The sequence below is a fragment of the Parendozoicomonas callyspongiae genome (assembly GCF_023502345.1).
GTDB classification, from domain to species: Bacteria; Pseudomonadota; Gammaproteobacteria; order Pseudomonadales; family Endozoicomonadaceae; genus Sansalvadorimonas; species Sansalvadorimonas callyspongiae.
In genome coordinates, this window is the sequence record NZ_JAMFLX010000004.1 from 165,911 (window position 1) to 181,739 (window position 15,829).

A 15,829-nucleotide genomic window follows, 5' to 3' on the forward strand; every position below is an offset into this window, starting at 1 on the left:
CTTCCAGTTATCTGCAGAAAATTAGCAGGAATAGTAGAGATCAAACTCAACAGGGTGAGTTGTCTGGCTAACCTTGACGCACTCATCGCGCTTCAGTTCCAGGTAACCATCGATCATATCGTTGGTAAATACACCGCCAGCAGTCAGGAACTCACGATCCCGATCCAGAGCATCCAGTGCTTCTTCAAAGCTGGCTGCAACAGTTGGGATTTCAGCTGCTTCTTCTGGTGGCAGATCGTACAGATCCTTGTCAGCAGCATCGCCTGGGTGAATCTTGTTCTTGATACCGTCCAGACCCGCCATCATCAGGGCAGCAAAAGCCAGGTATGGGTTGGCTGTCGGGTCAGGGAAGCGAACTTCTACACGACGTGCTTTCGGGCTGTTCACATAAGGAATCCGGATGGATGCGGAACGGTTACGGGCTGAGTAAGCCAGCATAACCGGAGCTTCAAAGCCTGGTACCAGACGCTTGTAAGCATTGGTTGAAGCGTTAGCAAAAGCGTTGATGGCTTTCGCATGCTTGATCACACCACCAATGTAGTAGAGAGCGTCATCGCTCAGGCCGGCATAACCGTCACCAGCAAACAGGTTTTCGCCGTTTTTGCTCAGGGACATGTGTACGTGCATACCACTGCCGTTATCACCTACCAGAGGCTTGGGCATAAAGGTGGCAGTCTTGCCGTAAGCGTGAGCTACGTTATGTACGCAGTACTTCAGAATCTGGTTTTCGTCAGCTTTGCGAACCAGGGTGTTGAAGCGGGTGCCGATTTCACACTGGCCGGCAGTACCAACTTCGTGGTGGTGAACTTCAACAGGAACACCCATGGCCTCAGTAGCCTGACACATGGCAGCACGCAGATCGTGCAGGGAGTCAACTGGAGGAACGGGGAAGTAACCACCCTTGATGCCTGGACGGTGACCAGTGTTACCGCCTTCAAACATCTCGTTGGATGCCCAGGCTGCTTCTTCGGAGTTCACTTCATAGGATGCGCCGGAGATATCGATCTTCCACTTCACATCGTCAAATACGAAGAACTCGGGCTCAGGGCCAAAGAAAGCAGTATCAGCAATACCAGTAGACTTCAGGTACTCTTCGGCACGCTTGGCAACAGAACGTGGGTCACGCTCATAACCCTGCATGGTGGCAGGTTCGATGATGTCGCAGCGCAGGTTCAGAGTATTTTCATCGGTGAATGGGTCAACAACAGCGGTGCTGTCGTCAGGCATCAGGATCATGTCGGACTCGTTAATGCCTTTCCATCCGGCGATGGAGGAGCCGTCAAACATCTTACCGGCTTCAAAGAACTCGCTGTCAATTTCAGAGATTGGCAGGGAAACGTGCTGTTCCTTACCAATGGTGTCAGTGAATCGAAGGTCAACCCACTTGATGTCATGTTCCTTGATCAGGGAAAGAGTGTTGTTGGACATTGTTGTCTATTCCTCGGGCTGTTTTCGACCGCTTGAATCCGAATTCCGCCTGGTGCTGGATATGCGGTTTATCAATGTTTCCGGTAAATCAGTATATGAAGCCGACAGATCAATCTGTCGCAGCAAATCTCTCGCAAACAGTGTTTAGCAAGTGGTGTGCCAATTTGGTGACATACAGTGATTTCAGTGTATTGAACGGGTGCATCGGCCTGATCTTCATACTTGTTGCTTTGATCAAGGCATCATAATAGTGCGCGTGTTGATTTTTTCTGCACTATTATGGTGCGCCATTTTGGTGCAATGTTTGAGAATAGAGTGCCGTTTCATCAAACTTTCAACAGAAGCTTCGATAGAAGCCGCAGCCAGTTTACATCATTACGAGAAAGCCAATAGGTTATTTCAGGAAAATCTGGTTGGATTACTATCAGTAAGCAGTAAACCGCAGGTAGCGGGTTCCTTGGCCTGTTCTGTATAATGAAGAATTATATTCTTTTCTGGCCCTTGCTCTTTCCATGAAGTTCGTCATCAAACTCTTTCCCGAGATTACGATTAAAAGTGCTCCGGTACGCAAACAGCTGGTTAAACAGCTGCGCCGAAATATCCGTCTTGTCTGTCGCCCGGTCGATCCTGAGCTGGACGTAACCGGCAAGTGGGATATGGTCGAAGTTGAATCAGGGCTGACTGATCAGGGCGATCTGGCAACCCTGGTTGATCGCCTCTGCTGCATTCCCGGTATTCACCAGGTTTTGGAAGTGGTGGAATACCCTCTGGAAAGCCTGGAGGATATGCTGGAAAAGGTGCGTCCGGTATATGTCGAGCAACTGGCAGGCAAAATGTTCTGTGTTCGGGTCAAGCGTACTGGTTCCCACGATTTCAAATCCAATGATGTCGAACGTTATATTGGCGGGGAACTGAACCAGACGACAGAAGCCGCTGGTGTCAAACTCAAGAACCCTGATGTACGTGTTGATATTGAGATCAAGCATAATCGCTGGTTTCTTGTAGCCAAGCGTCATCCCGGGCTGGGCGGTTACCCAATGGGTTCCCAGGATCCGGTGCTGTCGCTGATTTCAGGTGGTTTTGACTCAACAGTTTCCAGCTTTATGACTATGAAGCGGGGAATCAATACCCACTTTTGTTTCTTCAACCTTGGTGGGCATGCTCACGAACTGGCTGTAAAAGAAGTGGCTTACTATCTGTGGAGCCGTTATGGGGCTTCACACAGGGTACGCTTTGTCACCATTCCTTTTGAAGGTGTGGTTGAAGAGATTCTGAACAAGATTGATAACTCCCAGATGGGCGTGATTCTGAAACGGATGATGCTGAGGGCTGCCAGCAAAACAGCCGAGCTGATGAAGATTCAGGCTGTGGTAACCGGTGAAGCTGTGGGCCAGGTGTCCAGCCAGACGCTACCAAACCTGGCCGTAATCGACTCTGTGACCGACACCATGGTATTGCGTCCTCTTATTGCCATGGATAAGCAGGATATTATTTCCATTGCCGCCAGAATCGGTACAGAAGATTTCGCCAAGAATATTCCTGAGTACTGTGCAGTCATCTCCAAGAAGCCCACAACACGTGCACGTCCTCAAAAGATTGAAAAGGAAGAGTCCTTCTTTGACTTTTCTGTTCTGGATAAAGCTGTAGAAGATCGCCGCAGTGTATCTGTGCATGAGATCGTGGCTGATGACCTGAGAAGGGAAGAGGTTGAGGTTGTTGATACGCTGCAACAGGACGATATCATCATCGATATACGTCACCCTACTGAGGAAGAGCTGAAGCCTCTGCAGATGCCTGGGCGTGAAATTATTGTGATGCCTTTCTATCAGCTGCGAACCAAGTTCCCTGAACTGGACAGAAGCCGTAATTTTCTGCTCTATTGTGACAAGGGCGTGATGAGCCAGCTTCATGCCATGCACCTGCGTGATGAAGGTCATGAGAATGTCAGGGTTTTCCAGCCCGGCAAGGATGACTGACACACATTTCATTCCTGTCTTCCGGTTTCAGGAAGGCAGGAACAATCTGGAATAAATAATGAAAATAGCCATGATTGCGGCTGTGGCGGAAAATAACGCCATCGGCATTGATAACAAACTGCCCTGGTATCTTCCCGGCGATCTCCGGTACTTCAAAGCGGTAACCATGGGCAAGCCCATAATCATGGGGCGGAAAACCTTTGAGTCCCTGAAGCGGCCTCTGCCTGGGCGCACCAATATCGTGATGACCCGTGATGAGTCTTTCTACCATGAAGGTGTTCGGGTTGTTCGCAGCCTGGAAGAAGCCGTCAGTCTGGCTGAGAGTATCGCCATGATTGATGGTGCTTCGGAAGTGATGGTGATCGGCGGTGAGCAGATTTACAGGCAGGCACTTCCCAAAGCTGAGCGTCTCTATCTCACCAAGGTCAGCCAATCCTTTGCTGGCGACGCTTTTTTTCCGGCACTTGAGGAAACGGAGTGGCAGGAAAAAGCCCGGGAAGACCATGAAACTGACGAGGGTCTCAAATATAGCTATCAGGTGATGGATCGAGTCTGATACCCGGCAAGTCCCTTCTTATACTGTCTTTATTACCCCCTCAATATTGGGCAGGGGGCTATTGTCAGGAGTGAATAACGGGACATGCTGGTACGCACGCCAGGGACTGGGCAACGGGTTGATTCTTCACAGGTTTTCGATAGTGAGAGTCTGGCTCGGGTTAAGGAAGGAAGCTCAGTAAATGCCATCCATTGCGACGGTGAGAAGCAGCTTGCCCAGCTTGTCAGTGGCGCCGATGCTTCCAAGAATCTGATACTCAGGGCTTACAGCCGTTTTGTCTCCATGGTTCGGGGTGAGGCCAACATCGGAAAAGGCCTTTTCTCCGCCTATATCAGAAAGTTTCGCAACCTGACGGCAAAAACAGTCTCCCATGCCGATCAGATGTCTCCCCAGGTTTCCCCCTCTACTCTGCAAAGAGTCTCCCGTACAGCGGAGCTGCAAACCCCGGAAGGGTTCCAGGTTGCAGCAGCAATGGAGCTGGCGGGAGTATGCAAGTTAAACCATGGTCGCTTTGGTGGCATCAAAATCAAAAGCACCCGTAAAGACCTGAACGAGAAGGATCTGAGGCGGGTCGACTACTTCGTTAATCTCAACCCTCACAGGCTGGCTTTTGAGTTTCTGGCTCTTAACCGCTCGGTTCCAAACGGCTACCTGGAGAGGGTTCTTATTCCCCATTACTGTAACCGTTTGATGGAAGAGGCAGGATTCTCTTCCGGCCAGGCCAGTAGTGCAGTATCTGCTTTAACCAATCTAAAAGAGCTGACCAGCGACGGGAATGTAGATCTTGAGCACCTGATGGAAATGCGGGTCGGCCTCGACCAGCTTATTGCTTCACACGGAAGAAATGTTTCCTCTGTAAAACATGTTGCTCCCCAGATTCCAAAAGGAAAACAACTGGCTGGTAGTCTATCTGGTATGGTCAAAATCACCACATCCCAGGTGCTTGAGCACGGACAGGCTTCGCGTCAGGTTGTTCGGGAATACTTAATTGATGAGCTGAGGAAACAGGGAACTTCCCGCGAGAAGGCCAGGGAAATGGTTGTTGCGGTTTTGGCTCAGCGCGGGTGTGCAGCATTGGATAGCCAGCTCTCGGTAACGGCCTTTCTTAATATCGCCAGAGCTCTCAAGCTGAACCAGCAGCATAGTCAGGGCGATATGATCAAGGCTTACCTAAGACTGGTTGACCATCTGAATGAAGCTGTCACGTGTGTCACCCCAAACCAGCGCTGCAGAATTATGGAGCGGGCCGGGTTATCTGAAGATGATGTGTATACAGCGGTCCATGGCTGTGAAAAAAAGGTTCTTCAGGTTATTGAGCGCCCTGCATTAGAGCCACCTAAAGTCGATGCTGGTTATAACTGTAACGAAGATGAACTCTGGTTGATTCAGGCCAGAGTAGACCGTAGCCATACCCTGCGTATTACCAAAGATATTATCAACAGAATTATTCGCTACGCGGCCCGCAGCAAAAGAGTGATTGCTGTGGATCTGGCTGCAAGATTGTCAGCGGCAGTTACGCTGGGTCTGATGAGTGGCGGGTGGGCCGGAGCAATGTATATTGTCACTTCTTGTCTTTCTTTGGCATGTCTAACTGCGGGAAAATTTGCATGGTCAAATATCCAGTACTGGCGACAGGAACGCAAAGTTCTCAACTACGACAAGGCTGGAAAATCTCCTGATATGGGTATGCGAAGCGATATGATGAATGGCCTGGGTTACTTGGTAAGTGAAAAGGCGCTGACTGATGTTTTCAATGCTTACGCTAATTTGAAAGATGGTTACGCTGATTTGGATAAGATCAAAGGTAAGGCAAATCTCAGTGCTGCCGATCAAATCAAGCTGCGCAGATATCAGGTTCTTCAGCAATTGCGTTCTGCCCAGTTGGGAGAGTCATTCAAGGATATGGAACGCCTGATTGTCGAGACGGTGACTGAAATATCTGATATGGAGGATAAGTTTGAAAAGGGGTTTGATGAATTATGGAAGCCCTTTGAAATGAACTCTCCAGAAGGTGAATCAGGAAGTTTAACTGAGCATAGTCTGGGCAGTAATGAAGAAGAGGGTATAACAGACAGTGAAGAAGATTCTCTGTCCTCATTGGAAAGTGACTCTGATACTGACGAGAAGATAAATAAAGAAGAACTTTCAAAGCCGCAAGTGCAAGCTATGACAAAGGCACGGCGTCTGAAGGTGTTCAGAAAGGCTGCAAGGCAGTTGAAGGAGTTACCCCTTAAAGCCCGGGAAGATAACCAGAACTGGCTGCGTGAACTGGCTCTCAGTGGCGAGACAGTTGAGGGTGGCGAAGGGAAAAATGTCTGGTTAAAAGAGTCAGCCAAAGTGTTGCATGAAGCCTTCGGTGAATTAAAACCTCTTCCTCCAAAAGAATTAAGAATCTCTGCAATTAAAGCGAAGTTGAGCTGGATCAGTTGTCACTCTCTTGATGCTGCCCTGCATACAGGAAAAGTGGTGGCTCACTTTCTTTGGAACAGCCTGACCTGGAATGCGAGTAAAATCGCAAAAGCAGCGTTCCGCTGGATTGTTCAGGATGTATTACCTAGAAAGATTGATCTGACTCCAATTCCAACATTTGTTGCCTGTGTCTACTGGGTGGTTTCATTTGTTGGAAGCAGAGGGGCTGAGATGATAAACAATGCCATGAACAGAGCCCGTATAAGCAAAGTGATTGAAAGCCGCAAGGATGAAGAGGGCAGGGATCTGGCTTTCGATGCAGAGGTTACCCGCTTAACAGCTGAAGACTGGCGAGCTATGCGCCGTGAAAGCAAAAATGGTGTAAACGGGTTTGTTAAAGTGCTGGCCTCTTTGAGAAAGGAGCATGCGGATTTGTTAAAAGAACTTGAAACGATTCGCAGTGAAGGTCATCAGGAACTTAATGAAAAGATGCTGGTGAAAAGAGCAAAACTTATACTCAGGCGGAAATTTCTTGAGCAGCAGCTTCAGGATCTTCTGGCCGGTTCCGTTGGTCATTTCTTCCAGGAAACCATCCGTGGGGAGCTTGGACACCGCCAGCTCCTGGATGATATCGACCGTGGTATTGTCCCTGCCTAAGCTCAGTATGATTCTGAAAGCTGTCTGGTTCCGCCAGATTTCTTTTTCCCGATATAGATCAGAGGCACAATAATCAGGGTTGCCCCGATTATGGTGTAAATATCTGGCAGTTCACTGAAAATAAAGAACCCCACTGCTGCGGATCCCACCAGGCCGGTGTATTCAGCGCCGCAGATGTTTCCAGCATCAGCCATTTTGTAGGCTGCAATGGAGCCGCCAAAGAAGAACATAACCAGAATGGCGCTCAAACCTGCCCACATAAGCAGCTCCATATTCCAGGCAACATCCTCAGAAATGTAAAGACCAAATGAGACAGGCAGTGCCAGAGCATTCATCCAGAACAGCGTACCGATAACAGATTCATTCTCGGGTAGTTTTCTAACAATCACTACATTAAATGCTGTAGCCAATGCACAGGCAAAAGCAGAAACAGCTCCCCAGTTAATGCTGGTTGGTCGAATAATTATCAGCACACCGATAAAGCCAATAGCCGTGGCAATGCACTGTGCCCGTGTCGCCTTTGTACCCAGTAATAAAAAGGCCATAGGCAGGGTAAACAGCGGTAATGAGTAATAAATGGCATGGGTTGTCGCGAGAGGAAGAGTGTTTAACGCGAAAAACATGCACAGGCTGGCGGATGTTCCCAGATTGGCACGCAGCACATGAATTCCCATATGGCTCGAAGGTGTCGCATATTTCAGCCAGACGGGGAACAGAATAATGGTCGACATTAACTGTCGATAAAACAGCAGTTGAATCAGTGGGCCTTCAAAGCCAAGGCTCTTGATAAGAGCGTCGGACATAATGCCGAACTGGTTACCAACAACCAGAAAAATTATGGCCAGATATACAGGATTTTTATCTTTCATTGACAATATGTACCTCTTCCTGACGGCATAATACGGCCCAGTTGTTGTATTAAAAAAATGATAAAAATTCACTATTGATGAAATGAATTCATAGGTTGTTGTGCGTACATTACCCCCCATGAAGGCGCTGCTGGCGTTTGATGCAGTGGCTCGAAATGAAAGTGTGACTCTTGCCGGGCAGGAGCTGGGAATCAGCCAGAGTGCGGTCAGTCACAGGCTGCGTTTGCTGGAAGATTTTCTGGGTGAAACTCTGTTGAGCAAGCAGGGAAGAAAGCTGGAGTTGTCAGAGGTAGGCAAACACTATCATTTCGAAGTGGATCGTATTCTGCGTGAACTCTCCATTGCTACTGGTCAGGTCATGGGTGTAGCCAATGCCCGGATCCGATTTCATGTTTACAGTTCCTTCGGTATTAAATGGCTGGTGCCACTGCTGCCAAAATTTCACAGTCTCTACCCGGATATTGATCTTCGTCTGCAAATGGATTCGGAGTTGCCGGTGTTATCCGACAGAACTGGTGATGCATTTGTTACGGAGCAGCCTGATAAGCCCGGCTACTACAAACAGTTGATACGCCGTGAGCTGGTGGTGCCGGTCTGCGCGCCCTGGGTTTACCAGGAAATGTCCGAGGAACCTGTTGAAGAGGCCATCTGGCGTTATCCACTGTTGTCCTGTGATCGGGATACCGGTTCAGAGCCTGGCACTGACTGGGAAATCTGGGCCCGTACTCTTGGGCTGGATATGCCACCGAAGGTCAAGATCCACTCATTCAGTCATCAGGTTATGGGTATTGAAGCGGCGGCCAGTGGCCAGGGAATTACCCTGGCAAGTGATTTTATGGTGGAGAAAGATATTCAGGGGGGGCGTCTGGTACGCCTGCCTCTGGGGGGCTGGGAGACCGGCTTCCATGTTTACTTCTGCTGTAAGCACGGCCGTATGCGCGAGCCTGCGATCAAAGCCCTGGCTGACTGGCTATATCATGAGTCAAGTGAAGGCTCTTAAGTGGCTTTAGTCTTATTTGAACTTAATACGATATCGCAGCTGCAGCTGGTTAAGAAAATCCAGGTTTTCATCAAACAGGGGTTCCCGATCTGAGTTTTTGATCGCGTTTTCCCTGTTGCGCTCAGCCTCAATCTCTTTTCCTGTTTCAGGATGCTTGGTTTTCGGAATTGTCAGTTCAAACCAGGAATTATCGTTGAACCTGAAGATGGGAACACCTTTGCTATCAGACGTACTGGTATCAGACTGAGTATCAGCAGATGAAGGTGAAAAGTTGGCTTCTTCAAGTAAAACGCTGGCGTAGCCTGGCAAGGGTAACAACACTGCTGCAAATACCAGCGATAGAAGTGCGGGATATCTGGGCCTCATAACCAACACCTGCCCGAAAAGGTCACAGGATAGACAGTCTCTTTATAGAACTTTCTTGAACACCTTTGAGTTTCGAGGACGATTGTAGGCCTCCTGCTTTTCGGAGGGTAGTGTTTTCAGAGGGCTGGCAGCAAATCCCCGTTCAATAAACCAATGTGCCGTCCGTGTTGTCAGCACAAACAGGGATTTCAGTTTCTGTTGTCGTGCCTGTTGCTCAATAGCGGACAGTAATACATCTCCTCGCTTGCCCTGGCGGTATTCCGGGTGTATCACCAGGCAAGCCAGCTCTCCACAACCGTCTTTGGGATAGCTGCATAGTGCGGCACAGCCAACAATCATTCCGTCTCTGACAAGTACTGTGAATGTATTGATTTCACGTTCCAGCTGCTTGCGGGAACGGCGTACAAGAACACCCTTCTCTTCAAGGGGCTGAATAAGCTTCAGAATACCACCAACGTCTTCTATTGTGGCTGGACGCAGTTGTTCGTAGGCAGCCATATCCTGGGTGATCAGTGTTCCAAAACCATCCCGTGTAAACAGCTCCTGAAGCAGAGCGCCATCAATGCAATGGCTTACGATATGTGTCCGGACAATACTGCTGTCACAGGCAGTCACAGCGGCTTCCAGTAACCGGTGGAACTCTTGGTGCTGTTTGCTTTGCAGGCGTGAGCGTGCTTCGCGGGGGCGCATGGTTCTGATCAGTTCACCATCCTCATCCTGAAGACCGATACTGTTACCGAACAGAATTAACTTCTCTGCTTTTAATGCGATGGCTGTGCGGGTGGCTACGTCTTCCGCTGAAAGATTAAAAACCTCTCCGGTTGGGGAATATCCCAGGCTGGAAAGTAAGACCAGATGCCCATCGTCCAGTTGCTGAGAGATCGCTTTTCGGTCTACACGGCGGACTTCTCCGGTGTTCTGGAAGTCCACGCCGTCAACAACTCCCAAAGGGCGGGCTGTTACAAAATTGCCGCTGACTACCCGGATTCTTGAGCCATGCATGGGAGAGTTAATCAGTCCCATGGATAGTTGAGCTTCCATACGAACCCGCATGCTGCCATTGGCATCAATTACAGCGGCAAGAGATGATTTATCAGTGATTCGTGAGTCATTGTGGAAGCTGGCTTCAATTTTTTGCAGCTCCAGCCGCCTGCTTATCTGTGGGCGGGCGCCGTGTACCAGAACCAGGCGAACACCAAGGCTGCTAAGAAGAGCAATATCATGAATGATGTTGGGAAAGTTAGTATCTTCCAGCGCTTCACCTGGCAGCATGATGACGAAAGTTCGCCCACGGTGTGCATGCATATAGGGCGATGACTGACGAAAGAACCTGACATAGTTTTCGCTGGAAATATTCATATCTATTTGTTTTCTTTATTCGCTTTGAAGACAGTAACGGTGAATCAGGTTTTTAAGCAAGGTTACTGTTGGTTCAATTGTATCCAGTGCCAGATACTCATCCGGCTGGTGGGCCTGGGCAATATTTCCGGGCCCCATCACCACGGTATCCATTCCCATCTGCCTGAGGAATGGCGCTTCAGTCGCAAAGGCAGCACTTGTAGCACGATAGCCGGTCAGCCCTTCACAGGTTCTCAGCAGAGAGCTGTTTTCTTCGCTGGAGAATGGCGGTATGGGCATGGACACTGGTTCAAGTTCTAGAACAACACCAGCCTGTTCGCTGAGAACATGGGTGCGCTGATAGATGTTTCTTCGAATCTCGTCGGGATCCATTCCCGGCAGCATCCTGACATCGTATTCCAGAGAACAGGTTTCACAGATCCGGTTGGGGTTATCGCCACCATGAATACAGCCAAAGTTCATGGTGGGCATGGGAACGGTAAAGCCCGGATTACTGTACTGATACTTCCACTCCTCCCGGATAACCATCAGCTCAGTCATAATATGATGCATAGCATCCATGGCATTTCGACCCTTGGAAGGATCGCTGGAATGGCCTGATTTACCGGTTATTGTCAGGCGTTCCATCATAATGCCTTTGTGCATATGAAGCGGGATAAGGCCTGTTGGTTCACCAATGATGGCAGTTCTTGCTTTGGGCTGACCAATGCGTACCAGTTCCCTGGCTCCGCTCATGGATGACTCTTCGTCAGCAGTAGCAAGAATAATTAACGGTTGTTTCAGCTGCTCCGGCTTTAGCCCCCGTGCCGCTTCCATGGCCAAAGCCAGAAAGCTTTTCATATCACAGGTTCCCAGACCATAAAGCTTGTTATCCTGTTCAGTCAGAGTGAAAGGATTCTGGCTCCACAGTGAATCATCACAGGGAACAGTATCGGTATGACCGGATAGAACCAGCCCTCCCGGACCTTTCCCTAGCGTGGCAATAAGGTTGGCTTTACCTGGAGCATTGGGGATGGGAAGAATTTCACAGGAGAACTCCATATCCCCAAGCCAGTTGGCCAGCAACTCAATAACTGCAAGGTTGCCCTGATCATAGTCGGGGCGGGTGCTGCTGACTGAAGGGGTGGCGATCAGCTGCCTGATAGCAGGGATCAACTGTTGTGACATATTTATTGCCTGAACTGCGTTCTCTATATCAGGGAATATTAAACAGCATCAGGCAATTTAAGAAGAGATAGATTTAAACAATTATCTCAACTGCCATCTAAAGCTATCCAAATGATGTTTTCAGTAGATAGAAAAACACCAGGGAGAGAACAGCACCAGCAGGAAGAGTCACCAGCCAGGACATAAATATTGTCCCGATTACCTGAAGATTAAGAGCACCAATTCCACGGGCCAATCCTACACCGAGAACAGCTCCAACCAGTGTGTGAGTTGTTGAAATCGGAAACCCGATACCTGATGCAATCACAACCGTTGTAGCTGCAGAAAGTTCGGCAGCAAAGCCACGGCTGGGGGTTAGCTCGGTAATATGCTTGCCTATTGTGGCCATGACCCGATAGCCGTAGGTGGTCAGACCGGTAATAATTCCTGCGCCTCCCAGCAACAGAACCCAGCTTGGCATTACCGAGTTTGCACAAATTTCTCCCCCGCGTTCAACGACATTGACCACGGCTGCTAGGGGGCCAACTGCGTTAGCTACATCATTGGAACCATGGGCAAATGCCATTGCACAGGCAGTGAAAACCATCATGGAACCAAATACTTTTTCCACACTGGAAAAGTGGAAGGTGGCATCAGCGGCCAAATCACGGTGAATTCGCCTCAGGCTCAGACGGCCAATAATTGTTAACAGAAAACCCGTGAAGGTGGCGATAGCGATTGAATCAAACGTAGAGAAATCAAATCCCAGATGGCTTAGCCCTTTGGTCAGGGTCACCATGGACATCATAAAGCCCATCAGGAACATATAGAAAGGAACATACCGCTTGGCATTGCTGAATGGATCTTCAGTATCCAGAATCAAACGCTGGACAGAATGAAAGACACAGAAGGCCATCAGACCTGAGATCATTGGCGAGAAAATCCAGCTGCAGGCAATAAACGAGATACTGCCCCACTGCACAACATCGGCACCGATACCTGCGACAGCGAAACCAATAATTGCACCAATAATGGAATGGGTTGTTGAAACCGGCCAGCCATAATGGGTGGCAACCATCAGCCAGGTTCCTGCCGCGAGAAGAGCTGCCAGCATGCCATAAACCAAGAGTTCAGGGTGCTCAATAAGCTGGGGCATGGTCGGATCAATAATTCCCTTGCGGATGGTGCTAGTGACTGAACCCCCGGCCAGATAAGCACCTGCAAACTCCAGAATAACAGCAATGATTATTGCCTGGCGGATTGTCAGGGCTTTAGAACCTACAGATGTGCCCATGGCATTGGCGACATCATTGGCACCAACCCCCCAGGCCATAAAAAAACCAAAAATACAGGCCAGTCCCAGCAGGACAAAACCATACTCAGCAATGATGGACATAACAGCAGTACACCAGATAGATCAGCTTATTAATGAGCGAGCAACAACTGCAGGTAACTACCAACCCGGGATGCCCGGTCGGCGAGATCACCAACCCATTCGATAATCTTGTACATAAACATCACGTCCACTGGGGGGAGTTCCTTCTCATGCTCAAACAGGGTTCGGCGTATATGCACCTGAAGCCTGTCGGTATCACTCTCTATGGCGTCGAGCTCTTCAATCATATTCTCGACAAGGTCGGCCTCTCGCCCCCGGAAGCCTGTTTCCAGAAGGTCATCCAGCTCGTTGATGGCTCTTAATGCCTGGGCAGAGGTTTCTATTGAGCGCCTGACGTAATGCAGGAAACTCTCTTTTATTGGCTCGGGGAAACACATTTTGCGGCCAAGTACCAGACCGGCAATATCCTTGGCCCGGTTGGAAACTTTGTCCTGAACGGTGACAAGCTCTAAAAGATCCGCACGGGGAACGGGAAGAAACAGGGTTTTTGGCAGTGATAGCCGTACCTGCTTCTTGATTTCATCAGCCTCATGTTCCCATTTTGTGATGCGCTGCTGAATCAGGGCTGCTTCTTCCCAGTCTTCGGCAAGGGCTGCAACGAAGAATGGTTCAAGATCGGCAGCTGCCGCATGAGCCTTGGCGATATGATTCTGTATGGGCCCTATGGGGGATCGTCCAAAAACGCTGGACAACAAATGCCTTGGGGACATAATCACCGCTTATGATTGTTCTGGGAAAACCAGTATAAGTGGTTCTGGAAAAAGTGAAGGGTTTTGTGTAACGAAAGTACAAAGAAGTGAGCTGACCTGTCAGGCTGGATAACAGTCTCCAGCCTGAAGGTAATAACAGGGCAGGGGCTTAGAGCCTATTCACAATCTTATCGCAGGCTGCAAATGCCGAGTAAAAGCACCTGTTTCTCTGCTTTTGCTCGTTACATAGAACCACTATGTGCCTCACAAAACCAAAGAAACAGGTGCTTTTACTCGTCATTTTCGCTATCTGCGAAAGATTATGAACAGGCTCTTAGAGCGCAGAGATCAGAATCTTACCGATATCGGTATGATGCTTGATTCCGCCAAATGCTTTGATCAGGTCATCGTCACCATGAGCAATCACTGCAACAGGGGTACTGGTGTGAGTTCCGGTCCCCCAGACAGTGTTCTGCTTCTCAGCCAGTTCCCGTGCCAGCAGGTTCATCTGGATTTCATCGCCGTAAACGAAGAAGGCGCGGAAATCATTCACCTTGGGCAGAGTCTTGGTCGCCATATATTTATGGCCATCCACCTGATAGGGGTTGGGTGCCTTGGTCAGAATCCGGGCTGCAGCTCTTTCATCAATATCAAAGCTGCTGTTCTCGTTGACCACTTTAGCCAGGGTTGCAGGTGTACGCTCGGCTTTTGGAATCCCGTTATAGGCACTGATCATGCCGTAGAAGCTCTTCTTCTGGTTGTAGAGATTATCCAGAATCTCAGGAGCACCGAAGTTGAAGTTAGGCTTGAAGTCACGCTCAGCGAACACCTTACCTGGCAGTTTGGAGGCTTTGGGCAGATTGCTGGCAGAGTAACTGAAACCGAAGGAGCCGGTTTCATGGTCAGCGGTAACAACCACCAGAGTATCGTCGCGATCGGCAGCCCACTGACGAACAGCATCAACGGCTTCGTCGAATTTCAGCAGTTCATGGAGCATGGTGCCTGCATCATTGTTATGGCCGGCCCAGTCGATCTGTCCGCCCTCAACCATCAGGAAGAATCCGTCTTCATCCTGAGACAGTATATCCAGGGCCTTCACAGTCATCTCTTTCAAAGAAGGCTGGGTGCGTTCACGAGAGTTCTTGCTGTTGGAATAGGCGATGCCATCCAGCATGCCGGAATAGGAGAACAGACCCAGGAGTTTGTCACCATTGGCTTTCTCAAGCGCGTTACGGTTAAAGGCCAGATCATAGCCGGCATCTTTGGCTTCCAGCAGCAGGTTGCGGTTGTCCTTGCGCTTGGATTTGATTTTGACTGTGCCACCGGTCATATCAACCAGTTGCTTGTAAACGGCGCCTTTCTCGTTGGCAACCTGGGGAATCCAGTGACGAATGCCGCCGGAGAGCATAACGTCAACACCGTTCTCCAGCATCTGGGCCGCAATCTCATTTTCCAGGGAGCGATGTGGCTGGTGGGCTGCAAATGCCGCCGGGGTGGCGTGGGTCAGACGGGTATCAGAAATCAGACCGGTCGCCTTCCCCATTCTCTTGGCTTTCTCAAGAATGGTTTCAACACTGTTACCTTGTGGGTCAACACCCAGAGCTTCTGATGGTGCAGGAATGCCAGTAGCGAGCTGAGAGGCTGAGCTGGCAGAGTCAACCACCAGAGCACCTGCAGGATTCGGAAGGGAAAGCCCCATATGGCCGTCGTCAGCCAGTTGCTGCATGGCTGTTTTCTGGCCTTTGTAGATAGAGCTGGGAGCCATACGTGCGTAAGACTCCAGCAGACCCATCTGCTGAGGACCCATGCCATCCCCGATCATCAGAATAATGTTTTTGGCCTTTTCGGCAGCCATTGACGCTGTGGGAAGCATCATGAGGGAAACGGTCAGAGCGGTCAGCCCCTTGCGCATCCTGCTTTTGTTATACATTGTCTTTCTCCTGGCGTTGATATCTGAGGGTTGCGTTTCTATCCCAAA

12 protein-coding genes are annotated in these 15,829 nt (G+C 49.5%); 4 read left to right on the forward strand and 8 right to left on the reverse strand.

Annotation, left to right across the window (positions count from 1 at the left end; translation table 11 throughout):
* Positions 1-21 precede the first annotated feature (21 nt).
* Positions 22-1,428, reverse strand: coding sequence for a glutamate--ammonia ligase (gene glnA / locus M3P05_RS04595; RefSeq protein ID WP_249698180.1), 1,407 nt, complete (start codon positions 1,426-1,428; stop codon positions 22-24).
* Between the two features lie 512 nt (positions 1,429-1,940).
* On the opposite strand from glnA, the gene thiI reads away from it, so the two are divergent.
* The 3 genes from thiI to M3P05_RS04610 all read left to right on the forward strand — a co-directional run bounded on the left by thiI (position 1,941) and on the right by M3P05_RS04610 (position 7,026).
* Positions 1,941-3,404 carry a tRNA uracil 4-sulfurtransferase ThiI gene (gene thiI / locus M3P05_RS04600; RefSeq protein ID WP_249698181.1) on the forward strand — a complete coding sequence of 488 codons (1,464 nt, stop codon included), beginning with the start codon at positions 1,941-1,943 and terminating at the stop codon, positions 3,402-3,404.
* Between the two features lie 58 nt (positions 3,405-3,462).
* Complete coding sequence (locus M3P05_RS04605; RefSeq protein ID WP_249698182.1) at positions 3,463-3,960, forward strand: dihydrofolate reductase; 498 nt, start codon at positions 3,463-3,465, stop codon at positions 3,958-3,960.
* Positions 3,961-4,044: 84 nt separating this feature from the next.
* Positions 4,045-7,026 carry a hypothetical protein gene (locus M3P05_RS04610; protein ID WP_249698183.1) on the forward strand — a complete coding sequence of 994 codons (2,982 nt, stop codon included), beginning with the start codon at positions 4,045-4,047 and terminating at the stop codon, positions 7,024-7,026.
* A gap of 2 nt (positions 7,027-7,028) precedes the next feature.
* On the opposite strand, the gene M3P05_RS04615 is transcribed toward M3P05_RS04610, so the two are convergent.
* A complete protein-coding gene (locus M3P05_RS04615; protein ID WP_249698184.1) occupies positions 7,029-7,895 on the reverse strand; it encodes a DMT family transporter in 867 nt (288 codons plus the stop codon).
* Positions 7,896-7,995: 100 nt separating this feature from the next.
* Between M3P05_RS04615 and M3P05_RS04620 the strand changes: the two genes are divergently transcribed.
* Positions 7,996-8,895 (forward strand): LysR substrate-binding domain-containing protein, encoded by a 900-nt coding sequence (locus M3P05_RS04620; protein WP_249698185.1) that lies wholly within the window; start codon positions 7,996-7,998, stop codon positions 8,893-8,895.
* A gap of 12 nt (positions 8,896-8,907) precedes the next feature.
* On the opposite strand, the gene M3P05_RS04625 is transcribed toward M3P05_RS04620, so the two are convergent.
* From M3P05_RS04625 to M3P05_RS04650, 6 genes are all read right to left on the reverse strand, one after another.
* Positions 8,908-9,261 carry a hypothetical protein gene (locus M3P05_RS04625; RefSeq protein ID WP_249698186.1) on the reverse strand — a complete coding sequence of 118 codons (354 nt, stop codon included), beginning with the start codon at positions 9,259-9,261 and terminating at the stop codon, positions 8,908-8,910.
* 42 nt (positions 9,262-9,303) lie between these two features.
* Positions 9,304-10,620 carry an amino-acid N-acetyltransferase gene (gene argA / locus M3P05_RS04630; RefSeq protein ID WP_249698187.1) on the reverse strand — a complete coding sequence of 439 codons (1,317 nt, stop codon included), beginning with the start codon at positions 10,618-10,620 and terminating at the stop codon, positions 9,304-9,306.
* Positions 10,621-10,635: 15 nt separating this feature from the next.
* The gene (gene argE / locus M3P05_RS04635) at positions 10,636-11,787 is read right to left on the reverse strand and encodes an acetylornithine deacetylase (RefSeq protein ID WP_249698189.1); all 1,152 of its coding nucleotides are present in this window, start codon (positions 11,785-11,787) and stop codon (positions 10,636-10,638) included.
* Between the two features lie 103 nt (positions 11,788-11,890).
* A complete protein-coding gene (locus tag M3P05_RS04640) occupies positions 11,891-13,162 on the reverse strand; it encodes an inorganic phosphate transporter (protein ID WP_249698191.1) in 1,272 nt (423 codons plus the stop codon).
* A 29-nt stretch (positions 13,163-13,191) separates the two neighbouring features.
* Positions 13,192-13,872 (reverse strand): TIGR00153 family protein, encoded by a 681-nt coding sequence (locus tag M3P05_RS04645; protein ID WP_249698192.1) that lies wholly within the window; start codon positions 13,870-13,872, stop codon positions 13,192-13,194.
* 313 nt (positions 13,873-14,185) lie between these two features.
* A complete protein-coding gene (locus tag M3P05_RS04650; protein WP_249698193.1) occupies positions 14,186-15,781 on the reverse strand; it encodes an alkaline phosphatase in 1,596 nt (531 codons plus the stop codon).
* Positions 15,782-15,829 lie beyond the last annotated feature (48 nt).

Coding starts and splice junctions, on each gene's coding strand:
- glnA (WP_249698180.1), bottom strand. CDS start 1,428: ATGTCCAACAACACTCTTTCCCTGATCAAGGAACATGACATCAAGTGG.
- thiI (WP_249698181.1), top strand. CDS start 1,941: ATGAAGTTCGTCATCAAACTCTTTCCCGAGATTACGATTAAAAGTGCT.
- M3P05_RS04605 (WP_249698182.1), top strand. CDS start 3,463: ATGAAAATAGCCATGATTGCGGCTGTGGCGGAAAATAACGCCATCGGC.
- M3P05_RS04610 (WP_249698183.1), top strand. CDS start 4,045: ATGCTGGTACGCACGCCAGGGACTGGGCAACGGGTTGATTCTTCACAG.
- M3P05_RS04615 (WP_249698184.1), bottom strand. CDS start 7,895: ATGAAAGATAAAAATCCTGTATATCTGGCCATAATTTTTCTGGTTGTT.
- M3P05_RS04625 (WP_249698186.1), bottom strand. CDS start 9,261: ATGAGGCCCAGATATCCCGCACTTCTATCGCTGGTATTTGCAGCAGTG.
- argA (WP_249698187.1), bottom strand. CDS start 10,620: ATGAATATTTCCAGCGAAAACTATGTCAGGTTCTTTCGTCAGTCATCG.
- argE (WP_249698189.1), bottom strand. CDS start 11,787: ATGTCACAACAGTTGATCCCTGCTATCAGGCAGCTGATCGCCACCCCT.
- M3P05_RS04640 (WP_249698191.1), bottom strand. CDS start 13,162: ATGTCCATCATTGCTGAGTATGGTTTTGTCCTGCTGGGACTGGCCTGT.
- M3P05_RS04645 (WP_249698192.1), bottom strand. CDS start 13,872: ATGTCCCCAAGGCATTTGTTGTCCAGCGTTTTTGGACGATCCCCCATA.
- M3P05_RS04650 (WP_249698193.1), bottom strand. CDS start 15,781: ATGTATAACAAAAGCAGGATGCGCAAGGGGCTGACCGCTCTGACCGTT.